The sequence below is a fragment of the Flavobacterium johnsoniae genome (assembly GCF_030388325.1).
Lineage (GTDB): Bacteria > Bacteroidota > Bacteroidia > Flavobacteriales > Flavobacteriaceae > Flavobacterium > Flavobacterium johnsoniae_C.
Genome location: NZ_CP103794.1, coordinates 2,113,320 through 2,138,210 on the forward strand (window position 1 = coordinate 2,113,320; position 24,891 = coordinate 2,138,210).

The window sequence follows — 24,891 nt, forward strand, 5'->3', positions numbered from 1 at the left end:
TGTTAGAAAATAAAAAAAAAACAAAACAATAAACTTATGGCTTTTGATATTGAAATGATAAAAAAAGTGTATGAGAACATGCCAGCTCGTGTTGACAAAGCGCGCGAAATTGTTGGTCGTCCACTTACTTTAACGGAAAAAATTTTATACAATCACCTTTGGGATGGAAATCCAACTAAGGCGTTTGGAAGAGGAGTTGATTATGTTGACTTCGCGCCAGATCGTGTTGCCTGTCAAGATGCAACAGCACAAATGGCATTATTGCAGTTTATGCATGCAGGAAAATCTAAAGTGGCGGTACCAACAACGGTTCATTGCGATCACTTGATTCAAGCAAAGGTAGATGCTGTAACAGATTTGGCCAGAGCAAAAACACAAAGCAATGAAGTTTTTGACTTCCTATCTTCAGTTTCAAATAAATACGGAATTGGTTTTTGGAAACCAGGTGCGGGAATTATTCACCAAGTTGTACTTGAAAATTATGCATTTCCAGGCGGAATGATGATCGGTACCGATTCTCATACTGTAAATGCAGGTGGTTTAGGAATGGTAGCAATCGGAGTAGGTGGAGCAGATGCTGTAGACGTAATGTCTGGTATGGCGTGGGAACTTAAATTTCCAAAATTAATTGGAGTTAAGTTAACAGGTAAATTATCAGGATGGACAGCTCCTAAAGATGTTATTCTTAAAGTTGCTGGTATTCTTACTGTAAAAGGTGGTACTGGTGCTATTGTAGAATATTTTGGAGAAGGTGCAACATCAATGTCTTGTACTGGTAAAGGAACTATCTGTAATATGGGTGCCGAAATTGGAGCTACAACTTCTACTTTTGGGTATGATGCTTCAATGGGACGTTACCTGCGTTCTACAAATCGTGCTGATGTTGCAGATGCAGCTGATAAAATTGCGCCATATTTAACAGGAGATCCAGAAGTATACGCTAATCCAGAGCAATATTTTGATCAAGTAATTGAAATTAATTTGTCTGAATTAGAACCACACTTAAATGGGCCTTTTACTCCAGATTTAGCTACGCCGATTTCTAAAATGAAAGAAGAAGCTATTAAAAACAATTGGCCATTACAAATTCAAGTTGGTTTAATAGGATCTTGTACGAACTCTTCTTACGAAGATATTTCTCGTGCAGCTTCTTTAGCAAGACAAGTTGCTGATAAAAACTTGAAAACAAAAGCAGAGTTTACTATTACTCCAGGTTCTGAAGTAGTTCGTTCAACTATCGAAAGAGATGGATTTATTGATACGTTTCATAAAATTGGAGCAACTGTTTTTGCAAATGCCTGCGGACCATGTATTGGTATGTGGGATAGAGAAGGAGCAGAAAAAGAAGAAAGAAACACTATTGTTCACTCTTTCAACCGTAACTTTTCAAAACGTGCAGATGGTAATCCTAATACGCTAGCTTTTGTTGGTTCTCCAGAATTAGTAACAGCAATGGCAATTGCAGGAGATTTAGGTTTTAATCCATTGACTGATAAATTGATAAATGAAGAAGGTGAAGAAGTAATGCTTGATGCTCCAACAGGAGATGAGCTTCCTTCAAAAGGTTTCTACGCTGAAGATCCAGGATTTCAAGCTCCTGCTGAAGATGGTTCAGGTGTTGCAGTTGTCGTGAATCCAACATCTGAGCGTTTGCAGTTGTTGGCTCCGTTTGATGCCTGGGATGGTAAAAATATTACCGGTGCTAAATTATTGATTAAAGCGTTTGGAAAATGTACAACCGACCATATTTCTATGGCTGGACCATGGTTGCGTTTCAGAGGGCATTTAGATAATATTTCTAACAATATGTTGATTGGTGCTGTAAATGCTTACAACCAAAAAACAAACTCTGTTAAAAATCAATTAACAGGTCAATACGACGCTGTTCCAGCAGTTGCACGTGCCTATAAAGCAGCTGGAGTTCCGTCTATTGTCGTTGGAGATCATAATTATGGAGAAGGTTCTTCTCGTGAGCACGCTGCAATGGAGCCACGTTTCTTGGGTGTAAAAGCAGTGTTAGTAAAATCTTTTGCTCGTATTCATGAAACAAATCTTAAAAAACAAGGACTTTTAGGATTGACGTTTGCTAATGAAGCAGATTATGATAAAATTCAAGAAGATGATACAATTAACTTCTTAGATTTAACTGAGTTTGCTCCAGGTAAACCATTGACTTTAGAATTTGTTCATGAAGATGGAACAAAAGATATAATCTTAGCAAATCATACTTATAACGAAGGTCAAATTGGCTGGTTTGTTGCAGGTTCAGCATTGAACTTAATTGCTGCTGGAAAAGCTTAATTAAGATGTTATAATTTCAAGTAAAAAATGCTCTGTGAAAACAGAGCATTTTTTTATTAATAGTTTTTGTGTTTTTGCTAAAGAGTCAAGCCATCTACTTGTTTTTTTTATGAAGAAATTTTAGTTTGACCAATTTTAGAACAATAGGAAATTATCCATCTGATTTAGTTGTATCAGTAGTTTGCGATAAAATTTTTGTTCTTGTAGCTCTTGTGTTTCCAAATTCTCCAACATTAATACTGTATACTTTTGACGAAGACATTTTAGAGAAGTTTTTATCAGAAAGCCCGCCTATGATGTATAATTTGTTATCATTGTAGAGCAAAGCGGCATATTTCACCTCAATATTGATTTCGTATTCTTTTAATTGTTTAGTCTGTATGTTGTAGGTATATATTTTTTGATTCTCAAAAAAGTAAATAATATCATCATGATAAGTAAGTGCAGGCCTTTCTAATCCTGAAAACAATTCGCCTTCAGTTTGCCATTTTTCTGTTATCAAATCGAATGTTTCAATTTTGGAAACCAAATTTCCATCGTTCCCTCCCAAAAGATAAATTTTATCACCAGCTAAAATTCCTGATGTTTCTTTTGCTGTTGGCATTTGGGCAAGTTCATACCAGTATCCTGAAGTGATATTATACATATGAACTTTATTAGTGAACGTCTTTTTGCCACTTTCAGATTTCTTAATAGAACCACCCATAACTATAATGTTATCTTTGTAAATAACAGAGGCAAAATCTGAAGCTTGATGCGGATTTGTTTTGTCAATTGTTATAGTATTGGTATTTGTATCGAATACTTCGATTTGATCTTGTAGATATTCAAATTTGCCGTTTACTGAAATCCTTTTTCCTCCTATAATATAAATCTTGTCATTGTAAGGAAAAATACTGTGATTGGCTCTCTTCTTAAATTTTACAGTAGAAGTTTCCCAGCTGTCATTTTTAATATCATAAATAGCTAAGTTGTCTTTAAAAATAAAATAATCTGGATTGCGGCTAAGTTCCTTTTGAACATCTAATGCAGTTGCATCAGGTCTTTCGTCTCGAAGTTTCATGAATGAGTTGGTCTCTCGAGATTCATTCCCTCCAGTAAGATAAATTTTTCCATCTTTTACAAAAGAACCAAAAGAAAATACAGGATCTTTTAATGGTTTTAGAACATTAAATTCAAGTTTTGCTTTTAATTTTACATTGTTATTAATTGCGACTTCAGATAAATTTTGAATATTCTCTTTCAAATAAATTTTAAAGTTTTGATTTTCTAAATCGGTAACGGCTATTTTGATGGACTGAAATCCGATATAAGAGAATTCTAATACTTCACTTTCTTTAAATTTTGAAAGTATGCGTATTGAAAAAAGACCATTTTTATTGGTAATCGTTCCACTTTTACTTGATATTGCATAAATATTTACATTTTCGAGAGGCTCACCATTTTCAGAAAATACAGTTCCTTTCAGATCTTGTGCAATTAAAATTACCGGAAACAGAAGAAGAAAATAAAGTAGTTTTTTCACAATTTTTTTGAAAGTTAAGTTAATATTAAATTCTAAATTATGGTATTAGTATAAAAATCTGCATTTCAAAAAGTTGGCTCAACATTTATGCCAAGGCTGTTAATTTAGATGAAATTAATTGTTAAAAATTATGGATTTTAAGGTTTTAAGAGTTAAATTCGCCTTTGAGGTAATATATTTGTAACTTTTGAGTTTAATTCTGTAATGAAACTTAAAAAATAAGAGGTACTAACTTAAATAGTAGATATGGTTTTTAGATTAATAATAGTTTTGATTTTTTTCAGTGGAGGAGCGTTTGCGCAAGATAATTTTGTTAAACACAAAATTTCACAAGGAGAAAATCTTTCTGTTATTGCTAAAAAATATGGAGTAAAAGTAAAAGATATTGCAGATGCAAATCCAGACGCTCCTAAAATTCTAAAACTAAATTCGGTACTTTTAATTCCAAATAAAAATAAGAATACTGCCAAATCTAAACCAAAGTTAGAGGCTAAATCGGAACCAAAATCCGAAGTAATTGCAAGTAATACTCTAGGATCGCACGAAGTTTTGTCTAAAGAAACGCTTTGGGGAATCTCAAAAAAATACAATGTGACGGTTGATGAATTAAAGAAAGCCAATCCGCTTCTGGAAACGGAAGGCTTGAAAATCGGACAGAAAATTGTAATTCCTTCCGCTAATTCATTGCCAAACGACAAGCCTGTTATTCAGGAAATTGCTTCGAAAGATGTTGAACTTTACAGAGAAGTCAAAGCTAAAGAAACTAAATACGGTATTTCAAAAGAATACGGAATTACAGTTGCGGAATTGGAACGTCAGAATCCGTCAATAAAAGGGAAAGTTCCTGTTGGTTACCTTTTAAAAATTCGAATTCCAAAAGAAAAAGCAGATGCGATTGAAGCATCTAAAGCAGTTCAAGAATCACAAAATGTAGCAATTACTTCGCCTGTTCAAATCGCAGAAACGGCCGAAATAAAAAAAGACTCTACATTTGTAAAATTAGCGGCAGGAAGTCATTCTGAATTAATAGACCAGCTTATTGCAAATGCAACTGAGAATATCGGAATACGCTATCGTTCTGGCGGAACCACAAAAGCAGGTTTCGATTGCTCAGGTTTAATGATCTGTACGTTTAATAATTTTGATATTAAACTTCCAAGAAGTTCAATAGAACAATCTCGCGTCGGAACAAAAGTAAACACAGACGAAGCGCAAAAAGGCGATTTGATTTTCTTTAGAACCAACGGAAGACGACATATTAATCATGTCGGAATGATTGTGGAAGTTGCTGAAGGTGAAATCAAATTTGTTCATTCTTCTACTCATGGTGGCGTAATGATTTCTTCTACAAAAGAGCCTTACTACACAAGAGCTTTTTCTCAGGTAAATAGAGTTTTAGAATAAAATTATTTAGAGAAAAGTATTTTTTAATGTCTCTAGGCAAAAAGGTTTGCTCCAAAAATCAGTTACATATTTGTTTTCTTTTGCTTTTCTAATTTCATCTGTATCCAAAGTTGAGGAAAGAACAAAAATTTCTACTTTGTTATTTATTTTTTCGGCAAGTCTAGCAAATTCCTCCAAAAATTCAAATCCATTCATTACAGGCATTTGAATGTCTAAAAAAATAACTAACGAGTTTTGAATTGGATTTTTTGTAAGCCAATCAATAGCTTCTTTTCCATTATTTGCAATGAATAAAGGATTTATATTTAATCCTTTTTTGAGTAGTTTTTTAGTAACAAATTGGTCAATTAAATTATCTTCTACTAGTAAAAAATCAGGTTTAGATGGCATGTGAATGTGGTATTGTTACTATAAATTTACTTCCAACGTTGCTTTCTGAAAACACGGAAATTTCGCCCTTTATGTTTTCAACGGCTTCTTTTACAATATAAAGTCCCAATCCAGAGCCTTTGTTTTTGTTCGTTCCGAAGTACATTTCAAATATATTTTCTTTGTCTTTATCATTAATTCCGATTCCGTTATCTGTAACTTCAATTTTGTTTAAACCATCGCTAAAATAGGTTTTGATAGAAATAAACATTTCTTGTTTGCTAGTGTCGGAATATTTTATAGCATTGGAAATTAAATTGTTAATGATGATTTTTAAACGAAGTCCATCACTTTCAATTTCGTCAACTAAATGTTCTTGGGTAAATTTTATTCTATTGGCATTTTCAATGTGCATCAATTGAAGAATGGCTTCATTAAAAAGCTCTTTCAAACTTACAGGTTCCATGATTATTTCTTTTCTTTTATTCTTGGAATAATCTATAATGTCGCTAATAAATTGATCTTGTCTTGCAAGACTATGATGCATCATTTGGAGATAATTGCGAATTTGAGTTACATCATCTTCTAAAGATGTAATTTCTATAAGTCCTTTTAGCGAAGTTATGGGAGATCTCAAATCGTGAGAAGCACTATAAACAAATCGGTCTAATTCGCGATTTACGATAATTAAATTTTCATTTTTTGCCTCGGTTTCCTTTTTAGAAATAAGTAATCTTTTAACCATAATAGAATAATACAGGCAAACGCTGCATATTATAACTAGAACAAAAAACACATTTGTAAAAATCAGCAGGTCTTTTATTTTTCTAGTTCCTTCACCCAATAGATTAGAGAAATTTCTTTCATTGATCGTTAAACTATCACTAATAGAACTAATTTCTTTTAAATATTGCCTTTGATCTTTTAAAGTTAAAAGATTACGGTTGATTTTAGCATTAACCTCTTGTCCAATTACAAATAGTTTGAAGATTAGTTTGTCGCCTTTTCCCCATTCATCAATTGCTTTGGCTAAAAAAGAAACTTCTTTGAAATTGTCAAAAAGCCAAATAATATCATCTAAATCATCTTCGTGATTTCGCCCAATAAGCAGACCTTTTCTTGCGATATCATTATCTCCAGCTTTTAAAAGTGTAATTCGAGCAATACCATCGCCTTGAGGAACTTTCAATTCTTCACAATACAATTTCCATTGATTAGGGTTTTTGGTATATAAATAAGTGATGAGGTGTCTAGATGCTTCTTTCTGGCTTTTTGAATAGTGAGATTCTCCGTTTACATAAGCTCTGTTTGCAGATAAGATTTTAATGGTAAAAAAGTTGATGCAAATCAGTAAAGCGCAGGAAATAAAAATGATTAAAATAAGAATAAAAACATTTGGAAAACGGAAGTTTTTTAAAGCTTGCAACTTAGACATAAGCTTATAATTAGTAGGTTAATAGTAAAGTGTCTTTTTGCGTATTTGAGTAAAATGAAACAAACTTTTGGGGAAAGATTTGTTTAATTGTTACTTAAACACTTGTTAATGAAAAATGTTATTTTAAAATAGATTTAGATTGGCTTTTTCAAATGTAGTAAAAATTATCTTATTTATTTTTCAAAAAAATAGCTAATTTTTTAAAATTTTATTTTGGTTTTCTCTAATTGTTTGAAGTTTGTTTTGCGATTAGTTCTAATAAAAAAGATTCTTTTAGTTCTTTTTAAGGATTTTAAAAAGAATAAATATATAGACTTATAAATTGAAATATTGAACTTTTGTTTAAGTTAAATGGAATTTTGCTCTAAAATCTCGCGCAAAGAATTAACCGTCTAAAAGCATAAATAGACGGTACAACAGGGAAATATTTGTTTATTCTATTCTTAAATTCAGCAGATAAATTTTCGAATTGTTTCTCATTTAGACGCTCTTCATAAACAGTAAGTGCAGAACCAGAAATGAAATTAAAAAAGTCATTTTTAGAAGTCGAAATCTGTGGATAAACTTTTTCATAGATAACGAGATTTTTTCCTCCATTTTCAAAAAATATTTTAGCGTATTCGTCTAAACTTAAAACAGGAGAAGGTCGTGTCCAATTATTTAAATATGAAGCAAAAGGTTCTTCTTGAACTAAATTTAAAAGTATTCTGTTTAGAATATTCTCATTTTGTTGCGGCATTTGTACAGCCAATTGCCCTCCAGGATTTAGATGAGAAATAATTTTTGGAAAAAGTTCGCCATGATTATCAATCCATTGTAAAGCAGCATTCGAAAAAATGACATCCCATTTTGTTTCCTCTTTTAATTGGTCTGGAATAGATAATTCTTTAAAAGTTAAATTTTCAGCTGTCGGAGCTTTTGCTAGCATTTCAGCTGAATTGTCTATTCCTAGAACAGTTGAATTAGGAAGTTTCTCAGACAGTTTTTTTGTGAGTTCGCCAGTTCCGCATCCTAAATCGATAACTTTTAGATTTGGCTGATCAACAATATGACTTACTAAATCATTAAAAGGTCTAGAACGTTCTGTTTTAAATTCATCATATTTTTTTGGATCCCAAGTCATAATCTATGTTTTTATTTAAAGATAAGAAAAGATCATTTGAGATTATGTTAAGTTTTGGAAAAGTCTTTAAGTTTTATGTCATGAATGGTAATGCCTTAAATATGTTTGTACCGTTCGCGTAAGGGATAGAGGCGGTATCCTTTTATGAAGAGAAACGGAATAAAAGATATAGCCGATAGCCCGACCCGAAGGGATACGCCCATAATATTGCGAATTCAGAATTAAAAAAATAAAATTTCTAAAAAAAGTATATCTTTAACCAACCCAAAACCAATAAAAATGCAAGAAAACGATCAAGAACATTTTAAAAGAGAACTCGGATTATTAGACGGAACCATGCTTGTAGTTGGTTCTATGATAGGATCTGGAATATTTATTGTAAGCGCAGATATCGCAAGACGAGTCGGATCTGCAGGATGGCTAACGTTAATTTGGCTGATTTCAGGATTGATTACAGTTATTGCCGCTGTAAGTTATGGCGAATTGAGTTCTATGTTTCCAAAAGCAGGAGGACAGTATGTTTATCTAAAAGAAGCATATAATAAGCTAATTGCGTTTCTGTACGGATGGAGTTTTTTTGCAGTAATACAGACCGGAACAATTGCAGCAGTTGGTGTTGCATTTTCAAAATTTGCCGCTTATTTATACGAGCCTTTTAGCGATGAAAATATTCTTTACGAAATTGGCTTTTTTAAACTCAACGCCGCGCAAGTAGTTTCTATTATTACCATAATTTTATTGTCTTATATAAATAGTCGTGGTGTAAAAAACGGAAAGATTCTGCAAACCGTTCTTACAATCATCAAAATTTTATCATTACTAGGATTAATTGTATTCGGATTAACATTGGCAGCAAAAGCTTCTGTTTGGAATGCCAATTGGACAGATGCTTGGAATACTCGTGTTTTTGATACAGAAAGCGGTGAATGGATGCCAATTGGAGGAACAGCTTTGATTACAGGAATTTCGGCAGCAATGGTTGGATCATTATTTTCTAGTGATGCTTGGAATGGTGTTACTTTTATTGCTGGAGAAATTAAAAATCCACAGAGAAATGTTGGTTTAAGTTTGTTTCTCGGAACTTTTATCGTAACCATCATTTATGTATTGACAAATATTATGTATTTGGCTGTAATTCCGTTAGATGAAATTGCTACAGCAAAATCTGATCGTGTTGCAGTTGTGGCATCACAATATATTTTTGGAAATATCGGAACGCTTATCATCGCAATTATGATTATGATTTCGACTTTTGCCTGCAACAACGGATTAATTATGGCTGGTGCAAGAGTTTATTATACAATGGCAAAAGACGGTTTGTTTTTTAAAAAAGCTGCTGTTTTAAATAAATCAAGTGTACCTGCATGGGCGCTTTGGGCGCAATGTATCTGGGCATCGGCTTTGTGTCTTACAGGAAAATATGGAGATTTGCTAGATTTTGTTATTATTATCGTTTTGATTTTCTATATCCTTACCATTTACGGAATCTTCATTTTACGTAAAAAAATGCCAGATGCAGAAAGACCTTATAAAGCTTTTGGATATCCATTTTTACCAATGTTTTATATTGTTGTTGCAAGTGCGATTTGTATTTCTTTACTGATAACAAAATTCTCAACTTGCGGTTGGGGCGTATTGATTATGCTGACAGGAATTCCAGTGTATTATTTAACCAAACCGAAAGAAAATTAAATTTTAAAATCTCGAAAACTTATTTATAAAAAAGCGTCTTGTAACTATCAAGACGCTTTTTTTATTATTTATAATGAGGTTTAAAAACCATTATCAGATAAATCATTTTTAATTCTTTCTTCGGTAGGTCTTAAGAAAATGAGATAGACAATTATAAGAATACCAAATAAAATATAATCTGGTTTTAGAAACAGAAGTATAAAAGCGGCACCTTCTAAAATAGCCCATCGCATGATTGAAGCAGCCTGATAAAAAGATAATTTCTCTTCGAGTTTTAGCTTCGGATCAATTTGCTTGATTTGCGATCGGAATAGAAAAGTACTTATTATATATGCCAAAATAGGTATTAACGTATAAATAATAGAGAGCGTGCTAATTGCAGGAATTTGTAATTTTTCTAAAGAAATTTCGCCAACAAAAAAATAGGCAGCAATAGTTCCTGCACAAATGGCAAAATGGATAATTTGTAATGTTTTGATTTTTTCATTCATTAAGGTTAAGGTTTGAGGTTGAATTATGCAAGTTAGGACTAATTCCTTTAAAATGAATAATTTCTCCGTAGAGATTGATAATTAAGAAATTAGAATGCATAAAAAAAGGCACTGCAATTAAGCAATGCCTTTTGATGTAAGAATCACAAAGAGCGCTTCGCGTATTGATTAAGCAACAGCTGGCTCAGTAGATGATTTTATAGTTGAATTAATAATAGACAAAGTCAAAGGATCTTTTTCTCCAGAGAAGAAAGATTCTAAAATTTCCTGAAATATCGGATTTGCATTTTCTACCAAAGAAAATAAAGTCATGCAAGAACGTAATTTTCTAGCATCTAAATCTCCAAAAATTCCATCAGCAGATTTTCTTTTGAAAGTCAATAAAAGCTCCGAAATTTCAATTAAATGTTTTCCAAGAATTGGATGTTCTAAATAATCTGAAGCTTCTTTTAAATCATTAATGGCATAAAGATTAGCTGTGTCGCTTTTGCCCAAACCTTTTATTTGCGGAAAAATAAACCACATCCAATGCGTTTCTTTTTTCCCTTTACTGATTTCAGAAAAAGCGGTAAGATAAAGTTTGTTTTGCGCATCTAAGAAGCGCGCTAAATCATTGTTTGAATAAGCCATTACGGTATTATATTTTTTTAAAAGGTTGCAAAAATAGTAAAAAAGGAGGGTTCAGCCTAATAAAACGTTCATACAATCAGTATTTTAACTTTTTTCGACAGAATTTTCCTCGTCGGTATTGAGCTAATAAATCAGCTAGTTTTTAGTTCCTAATGACTTACGCATTACGTTGCGTTTGCCTAAAAGTTAAATTTATTCTGGGTAAAACTTTACGTGCCGTTTTCGGAACATGATGTTGCCAAAAACTATTGGTAGTTCCTGCCATTAGTAAGAAAGAGCCATGATGAAGAGGTATTTCAACCAGCGGAATGTCCTTTCTAAATTTATGACGAAGTTTAAACATTCGCGTTTCTCCAAAAGTAACCGATGCAATAATTGGATCTTTACCAGAATTGTCTTCCCGATCGCTGTGCCAGCCAACGCCATCTTTTCCGTTTCGGTATAAATTTAACAGAAGGCTATTAAAATCAAGCTGAGTTTCTTTTTCAACACGACTTCTTATTTTTAATAATTCATACGTCCAGTCAGGTCCGTTTGGATCTGCGCCAGGATTATCTTTGTCTTCATACCATGATATCATGCGGGGAACAGTATAAGTTTTATCATAAACTTCCATTTCATATTCTCTCCATTTAGTCTTACTCAGTATTCTTTCATAAAAAGAATCCGATTCTTCTTTACTGAAAAAATTATCAATCAGAATTAATTCACAGTCAGGAAGATCAAATATTTTTTTGCCTGCGTGTCCGGTCGTAAATAATTCGGTGTCGCTAAATAGTGTCATAATTTTGATTTTTATAGCTCTATTTTTCTCTAACTTGATTTTAGATTAGAAATGATTTTTGAAAAATACTTTTCTAGGATGTTTTTCTGCATAAGAAAAAATCAATTGTTCAATATATTGATTGCTTTTATAAGGCGTAACATAATTTTTTACGTCTGAAGGTTCGTGAATCGAAATATCAGAAGGAAGATATCCCATGCCATAAAAATGCCCATTTTCTATCCAGACACAACTGCGTTCTTCTTTTGATTTTCCTTTGTCGATAATGGCAAAAGTTGGTCTGTTGTTTAACAGATAATCGATCGCATTATCAATTTGTGTGTTATGCATTATAACATCGGGTAGACTTTTCAAATTATTATTCTGATAAAACTCTCCTTCTTCAGATTTTGAATATTTACAGAAACGATGATCGATTTCAAAGCGTTCAGCCAGACTTCTAAGTAAATTAATGCCTTCGTACAAACTGCTGAATTCATGAATACAGACTTGAAATTTACTCACTTTTCCGATCGCGAGATATTTATAACCGTTTCGGGCTTCGTACTGATAGATTCCAAATTTGGCTTCAAAACGTTTTAAGGCTCTGTTGTAAGTTGGCCATAGTTTTTTGATTTCGGTGCATTCTAAAAGAAGAGCCATTAATTCGGTAGCACAGACTTCAAAAGAAATTCCGTGAATATCCCGCAAAAAATGTTGTCTTTGCGGATTAATATTGTTTCCGCTGAAATGAGAAGCGACACGTTTTTTCAGATTAATCGCTTTTCCAACGTAAATAACTTTTTTTTGTTGATTATAAAAATAATATACTCCAGGTTTATCAGGTAAATTATTAAAATCATCTGGCGGAAGATTTGGAGGCAAACGCTGATCTTGTGCTGTTTTCTTGATCATTTTTTCGATTTCTCCAGCATCGTCCCATTCTAATAAAAGCGAAAATAATAGAGCAGTGGCATCGGCATCTCCGCCTGCACGGTGTCTGTTTTCTAAAGATATATTTAAAGAATTGCAAAGATTTCCTAAACTGTAAGAACCCAATCCTGGTTTGATTTTTCGTGCAGCACGAACGGTACAAAGTTTTTTTGCAGACCATTTAAAACCAGCTTGTTCCAATTGATGATGAACGAACGAATAATCGAAGTTAACATTATGCGCCACAAAAATACGATCGGTAAGCATTTCGAGAACTTTCTCTGAAATGTCATCAAAGATTGGCGCATTGGCAACCATTTCGTTATTAATACCTGTTAATCCAAAAATAGAAGGAGGAATGTCCTGTTCAGGATTTACAAGAGTTTCGTAACGATCGAGCACATTTTTGCCATCATGAATAATGATTGCAATTTCTGTAATGCGGCTGCCACTGGCATTTCCGCCTGTGGTTTCAATATCGACTATAGCATATTCCGTATTTTTCATCTTTATATAACGTAAATTCTACTTCTATTATTTAGTTTTTTAACACATATTAGAGTCTAGCTCAAAAAGTTTTTTTTGTTTTATTCTTTGGTTTTTAATCTCGCAAAGTCGCAGAGTCGCAAAGTTTTATTTAAAAACTTAAAAAGAAAAAACTTTGCGTCTTCGCGCCTTTGCGAGCAATTTTTCGGCGTTTAATAAAAATTAAAACTTCATTCGGTGTCTGGGCAAATTAATCTCATGTTCAGACGGATAAGGTTTTCTGTGCGTAAGGCTTATATCTTCTTTAATTTGGTTTTGTGTTCGGTATTGATCTTTAGCATCCATATAACGTGGATCTGGAATAAAAGGCATTTTTGCCATTTTGATTATCGTAATCGTTGGAAAATGATAATCGACTTCGACATTTCCTAACAAAAGATAACAGCCTCCTCCCTGAAATGGATGTTTAGCAAGGCTATCAGGAAAATGAGCGGTGTCAAAATAAGTGCCTTCATGATCAATCCAAGTTCCAAAATACATGGTGCCTTTTTTGGTTGGAACGTGTTTTCTGGAAATTAGATACGCCAGCATTCTGACTTGTTTTTTATGATATTGAACCAAATCTTTAGCCATCACATCACCGCGATGTTTGGTTTGCAAAAGATCAAAAACAGTGCAAGAAACGGGGAAACTCAACAATTCGATTTCGTCAAATGCATCTTCAAAAACAGAACGCTCTAATTTTGGAAGTTTGTATTCTTTAACGGGTTCTTGCAGTAATTTCAAATCTCTGTTTTCAGGTTTAAAATTATTCAATAGTAAACTGGCAGTTACCAAAAGCTGATTTTTTGTTTTTCCTGTAAAACGAAAAGCATCAATAAAAATCAGTGTTTTAACGCCTTCAATTCCAATTGGAATTCGATTGATAAAATCTTCCAGAGAATTAAAATCACCTTTTTTATTTCGGTTTTCTTCAATCAAATGAGCGATTTTAGATTCCAGACTTTGAATGTGCATAAAACCGAGATAAATATCTGTACCGTATAAAGTAGTCTGATATTCGCTTTTATTCACACACGGATTATGAATTTTTCCGCCAGACATTCTTGCTTCGTGGACATAAACTTCAGTTCTATAAAATCCGCCCTGATTGTTGATTACCGCTGTCATAAATTCAACTGGATAATTGACTTTCAGATACAAACTCTGGTAACTTTCAACTGCATACGAAGCCGAGTGCGCCTTGCAGAAAGAATATCCCGCAAAAGATTCAATTTGGCGATAAATTTCCTGACTTAATTGTAACGGATGCCCTTTTTGAGCACAACTCGCAAAGAAATTATCTTTTACTTTTTGCAAAGCTTCCAATGATCTTCCTTTTCCCGACATGGCGCGACGAAGAATATCACCGTCAGGAGCGGGAAGTCCGCCATAATGTTGGGCGATTTTAATAACATCTTCCTGATATACCATGATCCCGTACGTTTCGCCAAGATGTTCTCTGAAAACTTCATGGAAATACTCAAACTGATTTGGATTGTTATGACGGAAAATATACTCTTTCATCATTCCAGATTGTGCAACTCCTGGACGAATGATAGACGACGCGGCGACAAGAATTTTATAATTATCACAATTTAAACGACGCAGTAAACCACGCATAGCAGGACTTTCTATATAAAAACAGCCAATTGTATGTCCTTTTGCTAAATAAGAATTGCAAACAGCCTCGTCTTTAGAAATGGAAGTATCGCGAATATTAATTTTTATGCCTCGGTTTTTGGCAATTAGTTTTACACTGTCGTCAATATGCCCGATACCGCGCTGACTTAAAATATCGAATTTGTCAAAACCAATTTCTTCGGCAATATGCATATCAAAAAGTACGATTGGAAAACCTTTTGGAGGCATTTCTAAAGGAGTGTAATTCGTAATTGGTTCTTCAGAAATCAAAATTCCACACGCATGCATACTTCGTTGATTGGGATGTTTTTCCATCATTTGTCCGTATTCCTGAACCAATTTCACGATTTTATTGGTTGGATGAAATTCTTCTGGATTTTTTGCCAAAAGATCTAATTCTTCTTTAGGAAGACCAAAAACTTTTCCGACTTCCCTAAAAATAGATCTATACTTAAACTCGACGTTTGTACCACAAAAAGCAACGTGATCTTTACCGTATTTTCCGAAGATATATTCCAGAATTGTGTTGCGTTCTTGCCAACTCCAATCAATATCAAAATCGGGTGGTGTTTTACGGTTTAGATTTAAAAAGCGTTCAAAATACAAATCGAGTTCAATAGGGCAGATATCGGTAATTCCGAGACAATAGGCAATAATACTGTTGGCACCGCTTCCGCGTCCAATATGCATAAAACCCTTACTGTTGCTATATTGAATAATGTCCCAGGTAATTAAAAAATAACCGCTGAATTCTAATTCGTCAATTACTTTTAATTCTTTTTCTACTCTGGCTTTTGCTTCAATATTTTCGTTTCCGTAACGTTTTTCAAATCCTTCCCAAGCTAATTCGGTCAGTTTTTCTAAATCTTGCTGACGGTTTTGAGTATAGAATTTTTTATTTCTTTTAACCGAAAAATCATATTGAAAATTACAATCGTTAATAATGCGCTGTGTATTCAAAATGATTTCAGGATATTTTTCATAAAATGGTAGAATCGATTCTACAGGTTTCATCACATCAGAAACTTTGCAGTAATCTGCTTCTGTAAGTTTCGATAAAATAATATTCGTATCAATAGCCCGAAGCACTTTATGCAGATTGTATTCTTTTTTACTTCTAAAAGTTACAGGTTGTAAAATCACCATTTTGGAGATTTTATTTTTATGTTTTGAAGTCAAAAGACTTGAAACTTCTTCAGGGCGAACTCCGATAAATTCATTATCAAAAAGCGTTTCTGGAGCATTTTCCAAAGTATAAATCACAAAAACCGATTCGAATTTTGGAGCACGCAAAGGCAAAGTTTCTCCGCTGAAATTATGTTCAGTTAGAAAAACATTCATTTCGGCCAAACCCTCTGCATTTTGAGCCAAACCAATATATCGAAATTCATGATTGCAACGAAATTCCATTCCAATCAAAGGTTTAATTTCTTTTTCCTGACACGCTTTTATAAAATCGTAAATTCCGGTAACGGTATTAATATCTGTCAAAGCCATTGCTTTTATACCATGCAAAACCGCTTCAGCAATCAAATCCTTAAGCGGAATCGTGCCGTAACGTAATGAATGATAAGAATGACAATTGAGATACATTATTTTTTTCGTTTTAAAATTTCGTCTTTAGTGTTTGGTTTAAAATGAGCTCCGGCACAACGCATTACAGCATCAAAACCATAACGGCTTTTCATTTTGTCCATCGCTTCATAAAGTGAAAGCATTTCCTGAGTATCCTCAAAAAGATCAATTTGATAAGTACCGCGTACCAATCCGCTAAATCGAACGCCAATCAAGCGCAGACGCATACGACGCTGGTAGACCTTTTCAAAAAGTTCAATTACATTTTTAGTCAAAACGTGATCGGCTGAAGTATAGGCGACTCGGCATTGTTTGGTTTCGGTGTCAAAATTGGCGTAACGTATTTTTACCGTAACAGTTGAAGTCAGCCATTGTTCGGCACGAAGCTGAAAGGCCAGTTTTTCTACCATTCCTAATAATATTCTTCTCAGTTTTGCAAGATCAATTGTATCTTGAGAAAAAGTAGTTTCGGTAGAAATTGATTTTCTTTCGCTGTAAGGTTCAACAGGTGTGTGATCAATTCCGTGTGCTTTTTTCCAGAGTTCTAACCCATTTTTACCAATCATCTGTTGCAAAACTTCGGCAGGCATTTCGGCTAGAGTTTGAATTTTCCGAACGCCAATTCGAGATAAAAGCTGAAAAGTTACAGCGCCTACCATTGGTATTTTCTGAATAGAAAGCGGATTTAAAAAATCTTGTACTTTTTGTTCTGGAATTTCAAGATTTCCAACGGGTTTGCCTTCGCCAGTTGCAATTTTAGAAACGGTTTTGTTGATGGATAATGAAAAACTAATAGGAAGTCCGGTCTCTTTAATCACCTTTTGAGCTAGCTCATTTGTCCATTTATAACTGCCATGAAATTTGTCCATTCCAGTAATATCCAGATAAAATTCGTCTACACTTGCCTTTTCTAAAACAGGTGCTTTTTCTTGAAGAATTTCTGTTACATCGTGAGATAATTGCGAGTATAATTCCATGTCTCCTTTCATAACTTTTGCGTCTGGACAAAGTTTTAATGCCATACGAATAGGCATAGCAGAACGAACACCAAATTTGCGGGCTTCATAAGAACAAGATGCTACAACCCCTCGATCTCCTCCGCCTATGATAAGCGGAATTCCGTTGAGTTCTGAGTTAGTGCGTCTTTCACAGGATACAAAAAAGGTATCCAAATCCATATGTACAATTGCCCGTGCCATTTTCCTTTTGTTTTTGTATGAAACAAAATTAGTACAGATGATAACATTTTTTGTATATTTGCTGTTCCAAATTATAACAAATTTATTATGTCCTTATTTTCAGACAACATCAGAGCATTAAGGGTTAAGCATAAAATATCACAAGAGAAATTAGCTGAAAACCTTAGTATTACCAGAGGTAGATACGTGAAATACGAAGACGGAACTTCGGAAGCACCGTATGATATTCTAAAGAAGATTGCATTGTATTTTCATATGAGTATTGACTTGATATTATCTGTCGATATTCGTAAAATTGATGTGCAAAATTTGATAAAACTAGAAGGCAACCGACTTATTTTACCAATTCAAGTGGATAGTTTTGGAGAAAATTTTATTGAAATTGTATCTCAAAAAGCAAAAGCAGGTTATCTAAACGGATATGCTGATCCAGAATATATTGAAAGTTTACAGCAGATTACACTTCCATTTCTAGGTCCTGGAAAACATCGTGGATTTCCTGTTGAAGGTGATTCAATGCCTCCACACGAAGATGGTTCGATTATTATTGGTCGTTATGTAGAAAAACTGGGAGAGGTAATGGATGGTAAAACTTATATTCTGATTACCAAAAATGAAGGAATGGTGTATAAGCGTCTTAATAAAAATAAAAAAAATGCTTTGGTTTTAGAATCAGATAATAATTTTTATCCGAATTATGAAGTGAAAGCTTCTGATATTTTGGAGATTTGGGAATACGAATGTAACATTGGCCGTTCGGATAAGAAACAAGAAATAACAGAAACTGGAGCAATGAAAGATTTGCTTTTAGAATTGAAAAGAGAAGTTCGAGAGATTAAGAATAATACTTCGAATACATAAAAAGAGTTTGCTACAGATTAAAAGGATTATTTTTTTCCATGAAGTACACAAATTTTCACAAATTTTTTATCAAATATAATTCATGGAAATTTGCGTAATTCGTGGCGGATAAATCAAAACAAAGCAATTCAAAAATCCTTTTAATCTGTGGCTTAAATAACTTTGTGCCTTAGCGCCTTAGTGGCAAAAAAAAACTTAAAAAACCTTCGCAAATCCCAAACCATATTGCTGTCCGTTATAAAAAGGCATTATCATAGAAGTTGATTTATTTTCGGCTGATGATTTGAATAGTTTTTTAGTTATATAAGGATTGATCCAATACGCAATTTTCGTGCTCAAAATCCCGATTCCGGCTCCTGCTGCGACGTCAGTAAGCCAATGGCGATTGTTATAAATTCTAAATAATCCTGTTCCAGTTGCAACGGCATAACCTGCAATTCCGTACCAAATCGATTTATCTTTGTATTCTTGGTATAAAAATTCAGCACCCATAAATGCAGTTGCCGTATGTCCAGAAGGGAAGGAATTTTTTGAACTTCCATCTGGTCTTTCTACATGTGAAATCGATTTTAAACCCAAAACCGTTGAAGCCATAATAGCATACGAAGTCACAAGTATTACAGAACGGTCGCGCATATTATTTTTGCCTTTTACACCAAAAGCATTCAGTGCATAAACAGATACGGCAGGCGCATATTGTGAGAAATCGTCAATAGTAACTTTCTCGTCAATATCTTCAGTAACTTCAGCTTTAATTTGGTGATTGAAACTCAAAAGCTGATCACTTTCTAAACCAATTACGCCATAACCAATTAATACACTCGGAATAATTAATTGTTTGTAATTGAATTTTAAATGATTAGATGTACTGTCAATTTTTACAATCGAATCATTTTGCTGTGCATTTGCAGAAAATAATCCGAACAGGAATACGAGGGAAATTGTTTTGCGGAACATTGTTTTTGTCGTTATATTTTGCAATAGTAACGAATGTTCGAGGCTAGTATTTTGGTCTTAATTGAACCTTAAGTGAATATTAATTTGTTGGTTTTAAATGAGGTAGTTGAATTAAGATTGGCTTATTTTTAAAAGCCCTAGAGTTCTCAATTTTGTGAATAAGTCCCAGCGGGACGCTATATTTATAGAAAATCATTATGTATTTTAAGAAACCCCAGCGGGGTGAAATATATCGCTCCGCTGGAGCTTATTATCAATGTGAATCAAATTAGCTATAAATATCTCGCTTCTCCGAAGCTCTTTAATATTTTTTTCTTTAGACAATTAACAATTAACAATTAACAATTAACAATTATTCTTATACCTTCAACGAAAACCAAAACGTGCTTCCCAACCCCAAATTACTCTCAACGCCAACACTTCCATTTTGAGCTTCAATAAATTCTTTACTAATAGCTAATCCTAATCCCGTTCCTGATTTTTGACTTCCAGGAACCTGAAAATATTTGTCAAAAACTTTGTCTTTATATCGCGTATCAATTCCTTTTCCGGTATCGATAACCTGAAACACAATTTGATTTAATTCTTTTTTTAGTTTGATATGAATGGTACTTTTTTCAGAAGAATACCGAATCGCGTTCGATAAATAATTAATCAAAACCCAGCCAGTTTTTTCGCTATCGGCTTTTACTTCAGTTAGATTTTCATCAGCATCAATAATTAATTGAATCTGTTTTTGTTCCGCTTGGACTTTTACGGCTTCAACAGCATAATTTACAATCTGATGCGGATTGCTTTTTTCAATATTCAATTGAATATTTCCGGTTTCTAATTGAGATAGATTAAGCAGTTCGCCTGTAATTTTTAATAGGCGCTGACTATCATCTTTTATACTTTCGACCAATTGTTTTTGTTCGTCGTTCATGTCGCCCGTTTTTTCATTTTCAAGTAATTGAAGACTTAATTTTATAGACGCAATTGGCGTTTTTAATTCGTGCGAAACTGTGGCAATAAAGTTGGTTTTAGCAAAATCCAGTTCTTTAAAAAGCGTAATATTTCGCAGAATAATCACATCACCAATATTGATTTCTTTTTCTTCTCCCGTCGGAATTATGGTAATGTTCAGAATTTCTTTTTCGAAATAACTTTCTTTTCCGTGCGCATAAATTTTAAGCGGTTGTTTTTTAGGAGCATCTGATTCATCTTTCAAAATCAAAGACCGAATCAAATCATTGGACAAGGCTAGAGCAGAAGCCGATTTTCCGATAACATCTTCCAGTTTTAGACCAACAATTTTTAGCGCTTCATCATTCGCAAACAAAACAATTCCTTCATGATCTAGACCAATAATAGGATCATTCATATTATTGATTAAAGTTTCCAGTCGTTTCTTTTCAAAGAAGAGTTTGTACAAATTACTGTCGTTATATTCCTGAAGTTTTTGCGCCATTGTATTAAACGATTTGGCCAAATCTCCAAATTCGCTATGACTTGTAAAATGAACACGTTCGGAATAGTTTTTATTCGCAATTTCCTTAATACTAAATGTCAATTCTTTAATCGGATTGGCAATGTTATTGGGCAGATTAACCAGCAAATTAAAAGCAATCAAGAAGCATAAACTTCCCACAATGGCAATCCATAAATTGGCATTTTCGGCAGTGAGTTTTGCGATGTCACTTTTCTGTTTTATGGCATCTAAATTGAGTTTCATAATCGCAAAAATATCCTGTCTGATTTTTGCTTTTATGGTTTCGTTTGATCCGTTTTGTTCTAAAAGCATAAAACTTTTTTCCAGATTCTCAGTTGCTTCTTTTTCTCCAGGTTCGGTAACATTTTGCGTTTGTTTTTCAAGATATTCCTTGAAAACATGAATCTTGCTATCAGGGCTCGCTTTAATTTCATCCAAAGACAAAATCATATTTCGCGAATATTCCAGCGTATTATAATTCGCTTTCAGAATATTCTCTGTGTCTGCTTTTATCAAAAAAACAGAATAACCGCTCACTAACGAAAGTATAATGATCATTAAAAATAATAATCCAACTCCCAGATTCAATTTGGTTTTAATTCTCATGACGTTTATTTAAAAACAAGTTTTTTTTATTTGAACCATTAAGATATTAAGAAAATTAAGCTTTACTTAATGAAACTTTGAATGAGAAAATTAAGGCATAGTCTTTATTTACTTAATATCTTAATGGTTAGAAAATATTACGACAGAATAACAAGATCAACATTCGATAAAGAAAGTTTGTTTAGCAAACGCCTGAAAATTGTTGTAGACAAAATTACTTTAAATAAATTCAAATGCGGTTTCCCGATACATACAGTTGTAATTTGTTTTTCTTCTACGGTTGCCAAAATCGCATCGGCAATATTTTTGTTTTCTAGTTTAATAACTTCTGCACCCAATTGTACGGCGAGTTTAAAGTTATTAATTAAATGCCTTTGTTTGTCTAAAGCAATTTTATTACTGCTTTCCTGTGGGGTTTCCACATACAAAACATACCACAATCCGTTATAATAACTGGAGAGTCTTGCTGTTTTTCTAATCACAATTTTAGCCGTTTTATCATTACTGCTAATGCAGGCCAAAAGTTTCTCATGTCGTAAAGCATGAAGATTCGGAACTTCATTTTCAACTTTCCGAACGACCTGACTCGCTACTTCTTTCAAAGCCAATTCCCGAAGTTGTAAAATCTGTTCCGATTTAAAAAAGTTCGTTAAAGCTGTCTGAATTTTATCCGGAGTATAAATTTTTCCTTCTTTCAATCGGGCAATCAAATCTTCCGATGTTAAGTCTATATTCACGACTTCATCTGCCAATCGCAAAACATTATCAGGAATACGTTCCTGAACATCAATGTTTGTAATTCGTTTTACATCTTCATTTAAACTTTCAATATGCTGAATATTGACAGCTGAAATCACATTAATTCCAGCTTCCAGAATCTCTAAAACATCCTGCCAGCGTTTTTCATTTTTGCTTCCCTCAACGGTTGTATGCGCCAATTCATCAACAATAATTACTTCTGGACGAAGGTTAATTATAGCTTGAACATCCAATTCTTCCAATTCTTTTCCTTTATAGAAAATGGTCCGTCTCGGAATTATAGGCAAACCCGCTAATAATTCATGCGTTTCCTTTCGCATATGAGTTTCGATGTAGCCAATTTTTACATCGATTCCGTTTTTCAATAACGAATGCGCTTCCTGAAGCATACGAAAAGTTTTGCCCACACCGGCACTCATTCCAATGTAGATTTTAAACTTCCCTTTTCGTGATTTCTGAATCAAATCGAGAAAGTGCTGTGCGTTATTATTTTTCTGTTCCATAAAAATATGCTTTAAGCCATAAGCTTTAGGCTTTAGGCAGTATAACTTTTAAAAGCTTACTGCTTAAAGCCTATAGCCTAAAGCTAAAATGAAATCGCCAAGGAAGTCGTTACAAACGTATTCGTATCCGTTGGGAGATTGTCTTTATTGGTGAAGATTTCATCTTTACTTGAAAGATTTCTTGCTTCAATTCTAAACATAACATTATCAGTAACTAAGTAATCAAAGTTAGCCGAAAATCCGTAAGTTTTAAAACCATTTGGCGTTTCAGTTGCGATAATTACACCTTTTTCATCACTATAATATTCACCTCGTACTGCAAGTTGAATCTTGTCAACTGGTTTGTATTGCAGAATCAAAACAGGCGAAAACCAAGTATCGTATTTATCACTTCCTTTAGCCGATTGCTGAGATCCAATATCAAAACCAGCTGTAATATTTGTCTTTTCTGTTACCTTAAATTGTCCGTAAAAGTTGTTGAAATAACGCCATTTTTTGTCAATATCCGGCTGTTCATTTCCAACATACGTACTCCAGTTCAAAGCAACCCGATCAGATGGTTTGTACGTAACCTGAGTTCCAAAAGCAGGCGTTTGATTGCCTTCCACTTTTTCAATTCTCTGCCAGCCATTCAGGTACATTCCCGCCAAATACCATTCTCCAGATTCAGAAGTATAACCAATTTTAACTCCCGTTTCATAATAAGGAGAATTCTCAGCCAGAATACTTCTCGTTAAAGTCTGACAGTCTTTTCCAATCGCACTTTCAAAACCAATATGCGAAGGCATAATTCCGGCATCAACCCATAAATTATGGTTTTTCGAAATCTTTAGACCAACATTCGCCTCATAAACATTTTTCAATAAACCTTGCTCGGCAGACATATTATACTCGGCATAAGTTCCCGCCATCAAGGCAAAATTCCCTCGAATATTTTCTTTCGAATAATTCACTTTCGCCATTCCAAAATTCAGGTTTACCTCGTTGCTTTTATTATAACTGTAAAAAAAGTTTGGCCGAGTATGATTTTCCGGTTTTCCGAAATCATAACTATAATAAGCGTCAACATATCCCGAAAATGTCAATGGACTTTTAGATTCTTCTTGTGCGTGTAAATTGCTAAAACCAAAAGCGATTAAAGCAGTAAGTATTATTTTTTTCATTTTTGTGGTATTCTATTATTTATTAGTAGATTTTTTAGGAGCTAATCCCGCTATCCGTTTCAATCTTTTGTGTCTCGTTTCTTTAACGAGACACAAAAGGATTTCCACTACTATCGGGGCTAGGGCATTTGGGGTAAAAAGGCGTTTTTATTTCCTGCAAGGTTTACAAAACCTTGTAGGTATTTATTTTTAAAGATTAGTTTTTATCGTTTAGTTTGTCATTTCGACGAAGGAGAAATCACACTAGAAACTCCGCACAGTTAATCGCCAATCTTTGTCGAATTACGAGTGTGATTTCTCCTTCGTCGAAATGACAAGAATGCGCATAGAAAAACTTAGAATCTCAGTATCTTAGAACCTTAGCATCTTAGCGAAGCTGGTCCAAAGCCACATTCAATTCCAAAACATTCACCGTTTCAGGACCAACAACAGCCGTATTAATTTTAGATTCCACCAAAGATTTTACTTTAGCTTCAGCTAAATTTCTTTCTTTAGCAATTCGCTTCACCTGAATCAAAGCCCCTTGCGGAGAAATATTCGGATCTAAACCACTTCCAGAAGCCGTAACCATATCCGACGGAATATCAGATTTTTTCAAATACGGATGAACCAATAAAAGCGTATCAATTCTTTTTTGAACCAAAGCCAAATAATCAGGATTGCTTGGGCCTTTGTTGCTTCCGGCACTTCCCGACGCGTTATAATCAACAGCCGAAGGTCTTCCCCAGAAATAATTCGACTTATCGAATTTCTGACCAATTTTTTGGTAACCAACCACTTTTCCGTTAACCAAAATAGTTTCTCCTTTTCCTTGATTTGGAGCCAATTGTGCGATTCCATAAATCGCTAAAGGGTAAATAACTGCGAATAAGATTAAGGTAACCGCAGTAAGTTTTATTATAGAAAATAGATTTTTCATTTCTTTTGAGATTCTAAGACTCTAAGATGCTAAGGTTCTAAGT

Annotated in this window: 19 protein-coding genes; 4 read left to right on the forward strand and 15 right to left on the reverse strand. The window is 33.7% G+C overall.

All coding sequences use genetic code 11. The features are described from left to right. The first annotated feature begins 36 nt into the window (after positions 1–36). Positions 37–2,301, forward strand: coding sequence for an aconitate hydratase (locus tag NYQ10_RS09315; RefSeq protein WP_289880226.1), 2,265 nt, complete (start codon positions 37–39; stop codon positions 2,299–2,301). 151 nt (positions 2,302–2,452) lie between these two features. Here NYQ10_RS09315 and NYQ10_RS09320 read toward each other — a convergent pair whose 3' ends face one another. Then, positions 2,453–3,826 carry a Kelch repeat-containing protein gene (locus NYQ10_RS09320; protein WP_289880227.1) on the reverse strand — a complete coding sequence of 458 codons (1,374 nt, stop codon included), beginning with the start codon at positions 3,824–3,826 and terminating at the stop codon, positions 2,453–2,455. A gap of 246 nt (positions 3,827–4,072) precedes the next feature. On the opposite strand from NYQ10_RS09320, the gene NYQ10_RS09325 reads away from it, so the two are divergent. Continuing rightward, positions 4,073–5,230 (forward strand): C40 family peptidase, encoded by a 1,158-nt coding sequence (locus NYQ10_RS09325; RefSeq protein ID WP_289880229.1) that lies wholly within the window; start codon positions 4,073–4,075, stop codon positions 5,228–5,230. 6 nt (positions 5,231–5,236) lie between these two features. Here the strand turns inward: NYQ10_RS09325 and NYQ10_RS09330 are convergent, their stop codons facing one another. The 3 genes from NYQ10_RS09330 to NYQ10_RS09340 form a co-directional block, all read right to left on the reverse strand. Further along, positions 5,237–5,620: a response regulator gene (locus NYQ10_RS09330; RefSeq protein WP_289880230.1), complete on the reverse strand. Its 384-nt coding sequence runs from the start codon at positions 5,618–5,620 to the stop codon at positions 5,237–5,239. Further along, a complete protein-coding gene (locus NYQ10_RS09335) occupies positions 5,610–7,034 on the reverse strand; it encodes a sensor histidine kinase (protein WP_289880234.1) in 1,425 nt (474 codons plus the stop codon). The genes NYQ10_RS09330 and NYQ10_RS09335 overlap by 11 nt, the downstream gene beginning before the upstream one ends. Positions 7,035–7,398: 364 nt before the next feature. Next, positions 7,399–8,157, reverse strand: coding sequence for a methyltransferase domain-containing protein (locus NYQ10_RS09340; protein ID WP_289880236.1), 759 nt, complete (start codon positions 8,155–8,157; stop codon positions 7,399–7,401). A 279-nt stretch (positions 8,158–8,436) separates the two neighbouring features. On the opposite strand from NYQ10_RS09340, the gene NYQ10_RS09345 reads away from it, so the two are divergent. Further along, a complete protein-coding gene (locus NYQ10_RS09345) occupies positions 8,437–9,849 on the forward strand; it encodes an APC family permease (protein ID WP_289880238.1) in 1,413 nt (470 codons plus the stop codon). An 80-nt stretch (positions 9,850–9,929) separates the two neighbouring features. Here the strand turns inward: NYQ10_RS09345 and NYQ10_RS09350 are convergent, their stop codons facing one another. The 6 genes from NYQ10_RS09350 to dinB all read right to left on the reverse strand — a co-directional run bounded on the left by NYQ10_RS09350 (position 9,930) and on the right by dinB (position 17,609). After that, entirely contained in the window at positions 9,930–10,340 is a 411-nt protein-coding gene (locus tag NYQ10_RS09350) for an MFS transporter (protein WP_289880240.1), read from the reverse strand. A 168-nt stretch (positions 10,341–10,508) separates the two neighbouring features. Beyond that, complete coding sequence (locus NYQ10_RS09355) at positions 10,509–10,970, reverse strand: DUF1810 domain-containing protein (protein ID WP_289880241.1); 462 nt, start codon at positions 10,968–10,970, stop codon at positions 10,509–10,511. Between the two features lie 157 nt (positions 10,971–11,127). Next, positions 11,128–11,754: an alpha-ketoglutarate-dependent dioxygenase AlkB family protein gene (locus NYQ10_RS09360; protein WP_289880242.1), complete on the reverse strand. Its 627-nt coding sequence runs from the start codon at positions 11,752–11,754 to the stop codon at positions 11,128–11,130. Positions 11,755–11,799: 45 nt separating this feature from the next. Continuing rightward, the gene (locus NYQ10_RS09365; RefSeq protein WP_289880244.1) at positions 11,800–13,173 is read right to left on the reverse strand and encodes an exonuclease domain-containing protein; all 1,374 of its coding nucleotides are present in this window, start codon (positions 13,171–13,173) and stop codon (positions 11,800–11,802) included. A 201-nt stretch (positions 13,174–13,374) separates the two neighbouring features. After that, a complete protein-coding gene (locus NYQ10_RS09370; protein WP_289880247.1) occupies positions 13,375–16,428 on the reverse strand; it encodes a DNA polymerase III subunit alpha in 3,054 nt (1,017 codons plus the stop codon). Continuing rightward, on the reverse strand, positions 16,428–17,609 hold the full coding sequence (gene dinB, locus NYQ10_RS09375; protein WP_289880250.1) for a DNA polymerase IV: 1,182 nt from the start codon (positions 17,607–17,609) through the stop codon (positions 16,428–16,430). Before dinB ends, NYQ10_RS09370 begins: the two co-directional genes overlap by 1 nt. A gap of 87 nt (positions 17,610–17,696) precedes the next feature. On the opposite strand from dinB, the gene NYQ10_RS09380 reads away from it, so the two are divergent. Beyond that, entirely contained in the window at positions 17,697–18,470 is a 774-nt protein-coding gene (locus tag NYQ10_RS09380; RefSeq protein WP_289880251.1) for an XRE family transcriptional regulator, read from the forward strand. 195 nt (positions 18,471–18,665) lie between these two features. Here the strand turns inward: NYQ10_RS09380 and NYQ10_RS09385 are convergent, their stop codons facing one another. From NYQ10_RS09385 to NYQ10_RS09405, 5 genes are all read right to left on the reverse strand, one after another. Continuing rightward, positions 18,666–19,427, reverse strand: a complete 762-nt coding sequence (locus NYQ10_RS09385; RefSeq protein WP_289880253.1) for a phosphatase PAP2 family protein — start codon at positions 19,425–19,427, stop codon at positions 18,666–18,668. 358 nt (positions 19,428–19,785) lie between these two features. Next, positions 19,786–21,504 (reverse strand): ATP-binding protein, encoded by a 1,719-nt coding sequence (locus NYQ10_RS09390; protein ID WP_289880255.1) that lies wholly within the window; start codon positions 21,502–21,504, stop codon positions 19,786–19,788. 137 nt (positions 21,505–21,641) lie between these two features. Then, positions 21,642–22,766 (reverse strand): sensor protein KdpD, encoded by a 1,125-nt coding sequence (locus NYQ10_RS09395; RefSeq protein WP_289880258.1) that lies wholly within the window; start codon positions 22,764–22,766, stop codon positions 21,642–21,644. 83 nt (positions 22,767–22,849) lie between these two features. Beyond that, a complete protein-coding gene (locus NYQ10_RS09400; RefSeq protein ID WP_289880260.1) occupies positions 22,850–23,929 on the reverse strand; it encodes a porin in 1,080 nt (359 codons plus the stop codon). Positions 23,930–24,296: 367 nt separating this feature from the next. Continuing rightward, the gene (locus NYQ10_RS09405; protein WP_289880262.1) at positions 24,297–24,848 is read right to left on the reverse strand and encodes a K(+)-transporting ATPase subunit C; all 552 of its coding nucleotides are present in this window, start codon (positions 24,846–24,848) and stop codon (positions 24,297–24,299) included. Positions 24,849–24,891 lie beyond the last annotated feature (43 nt).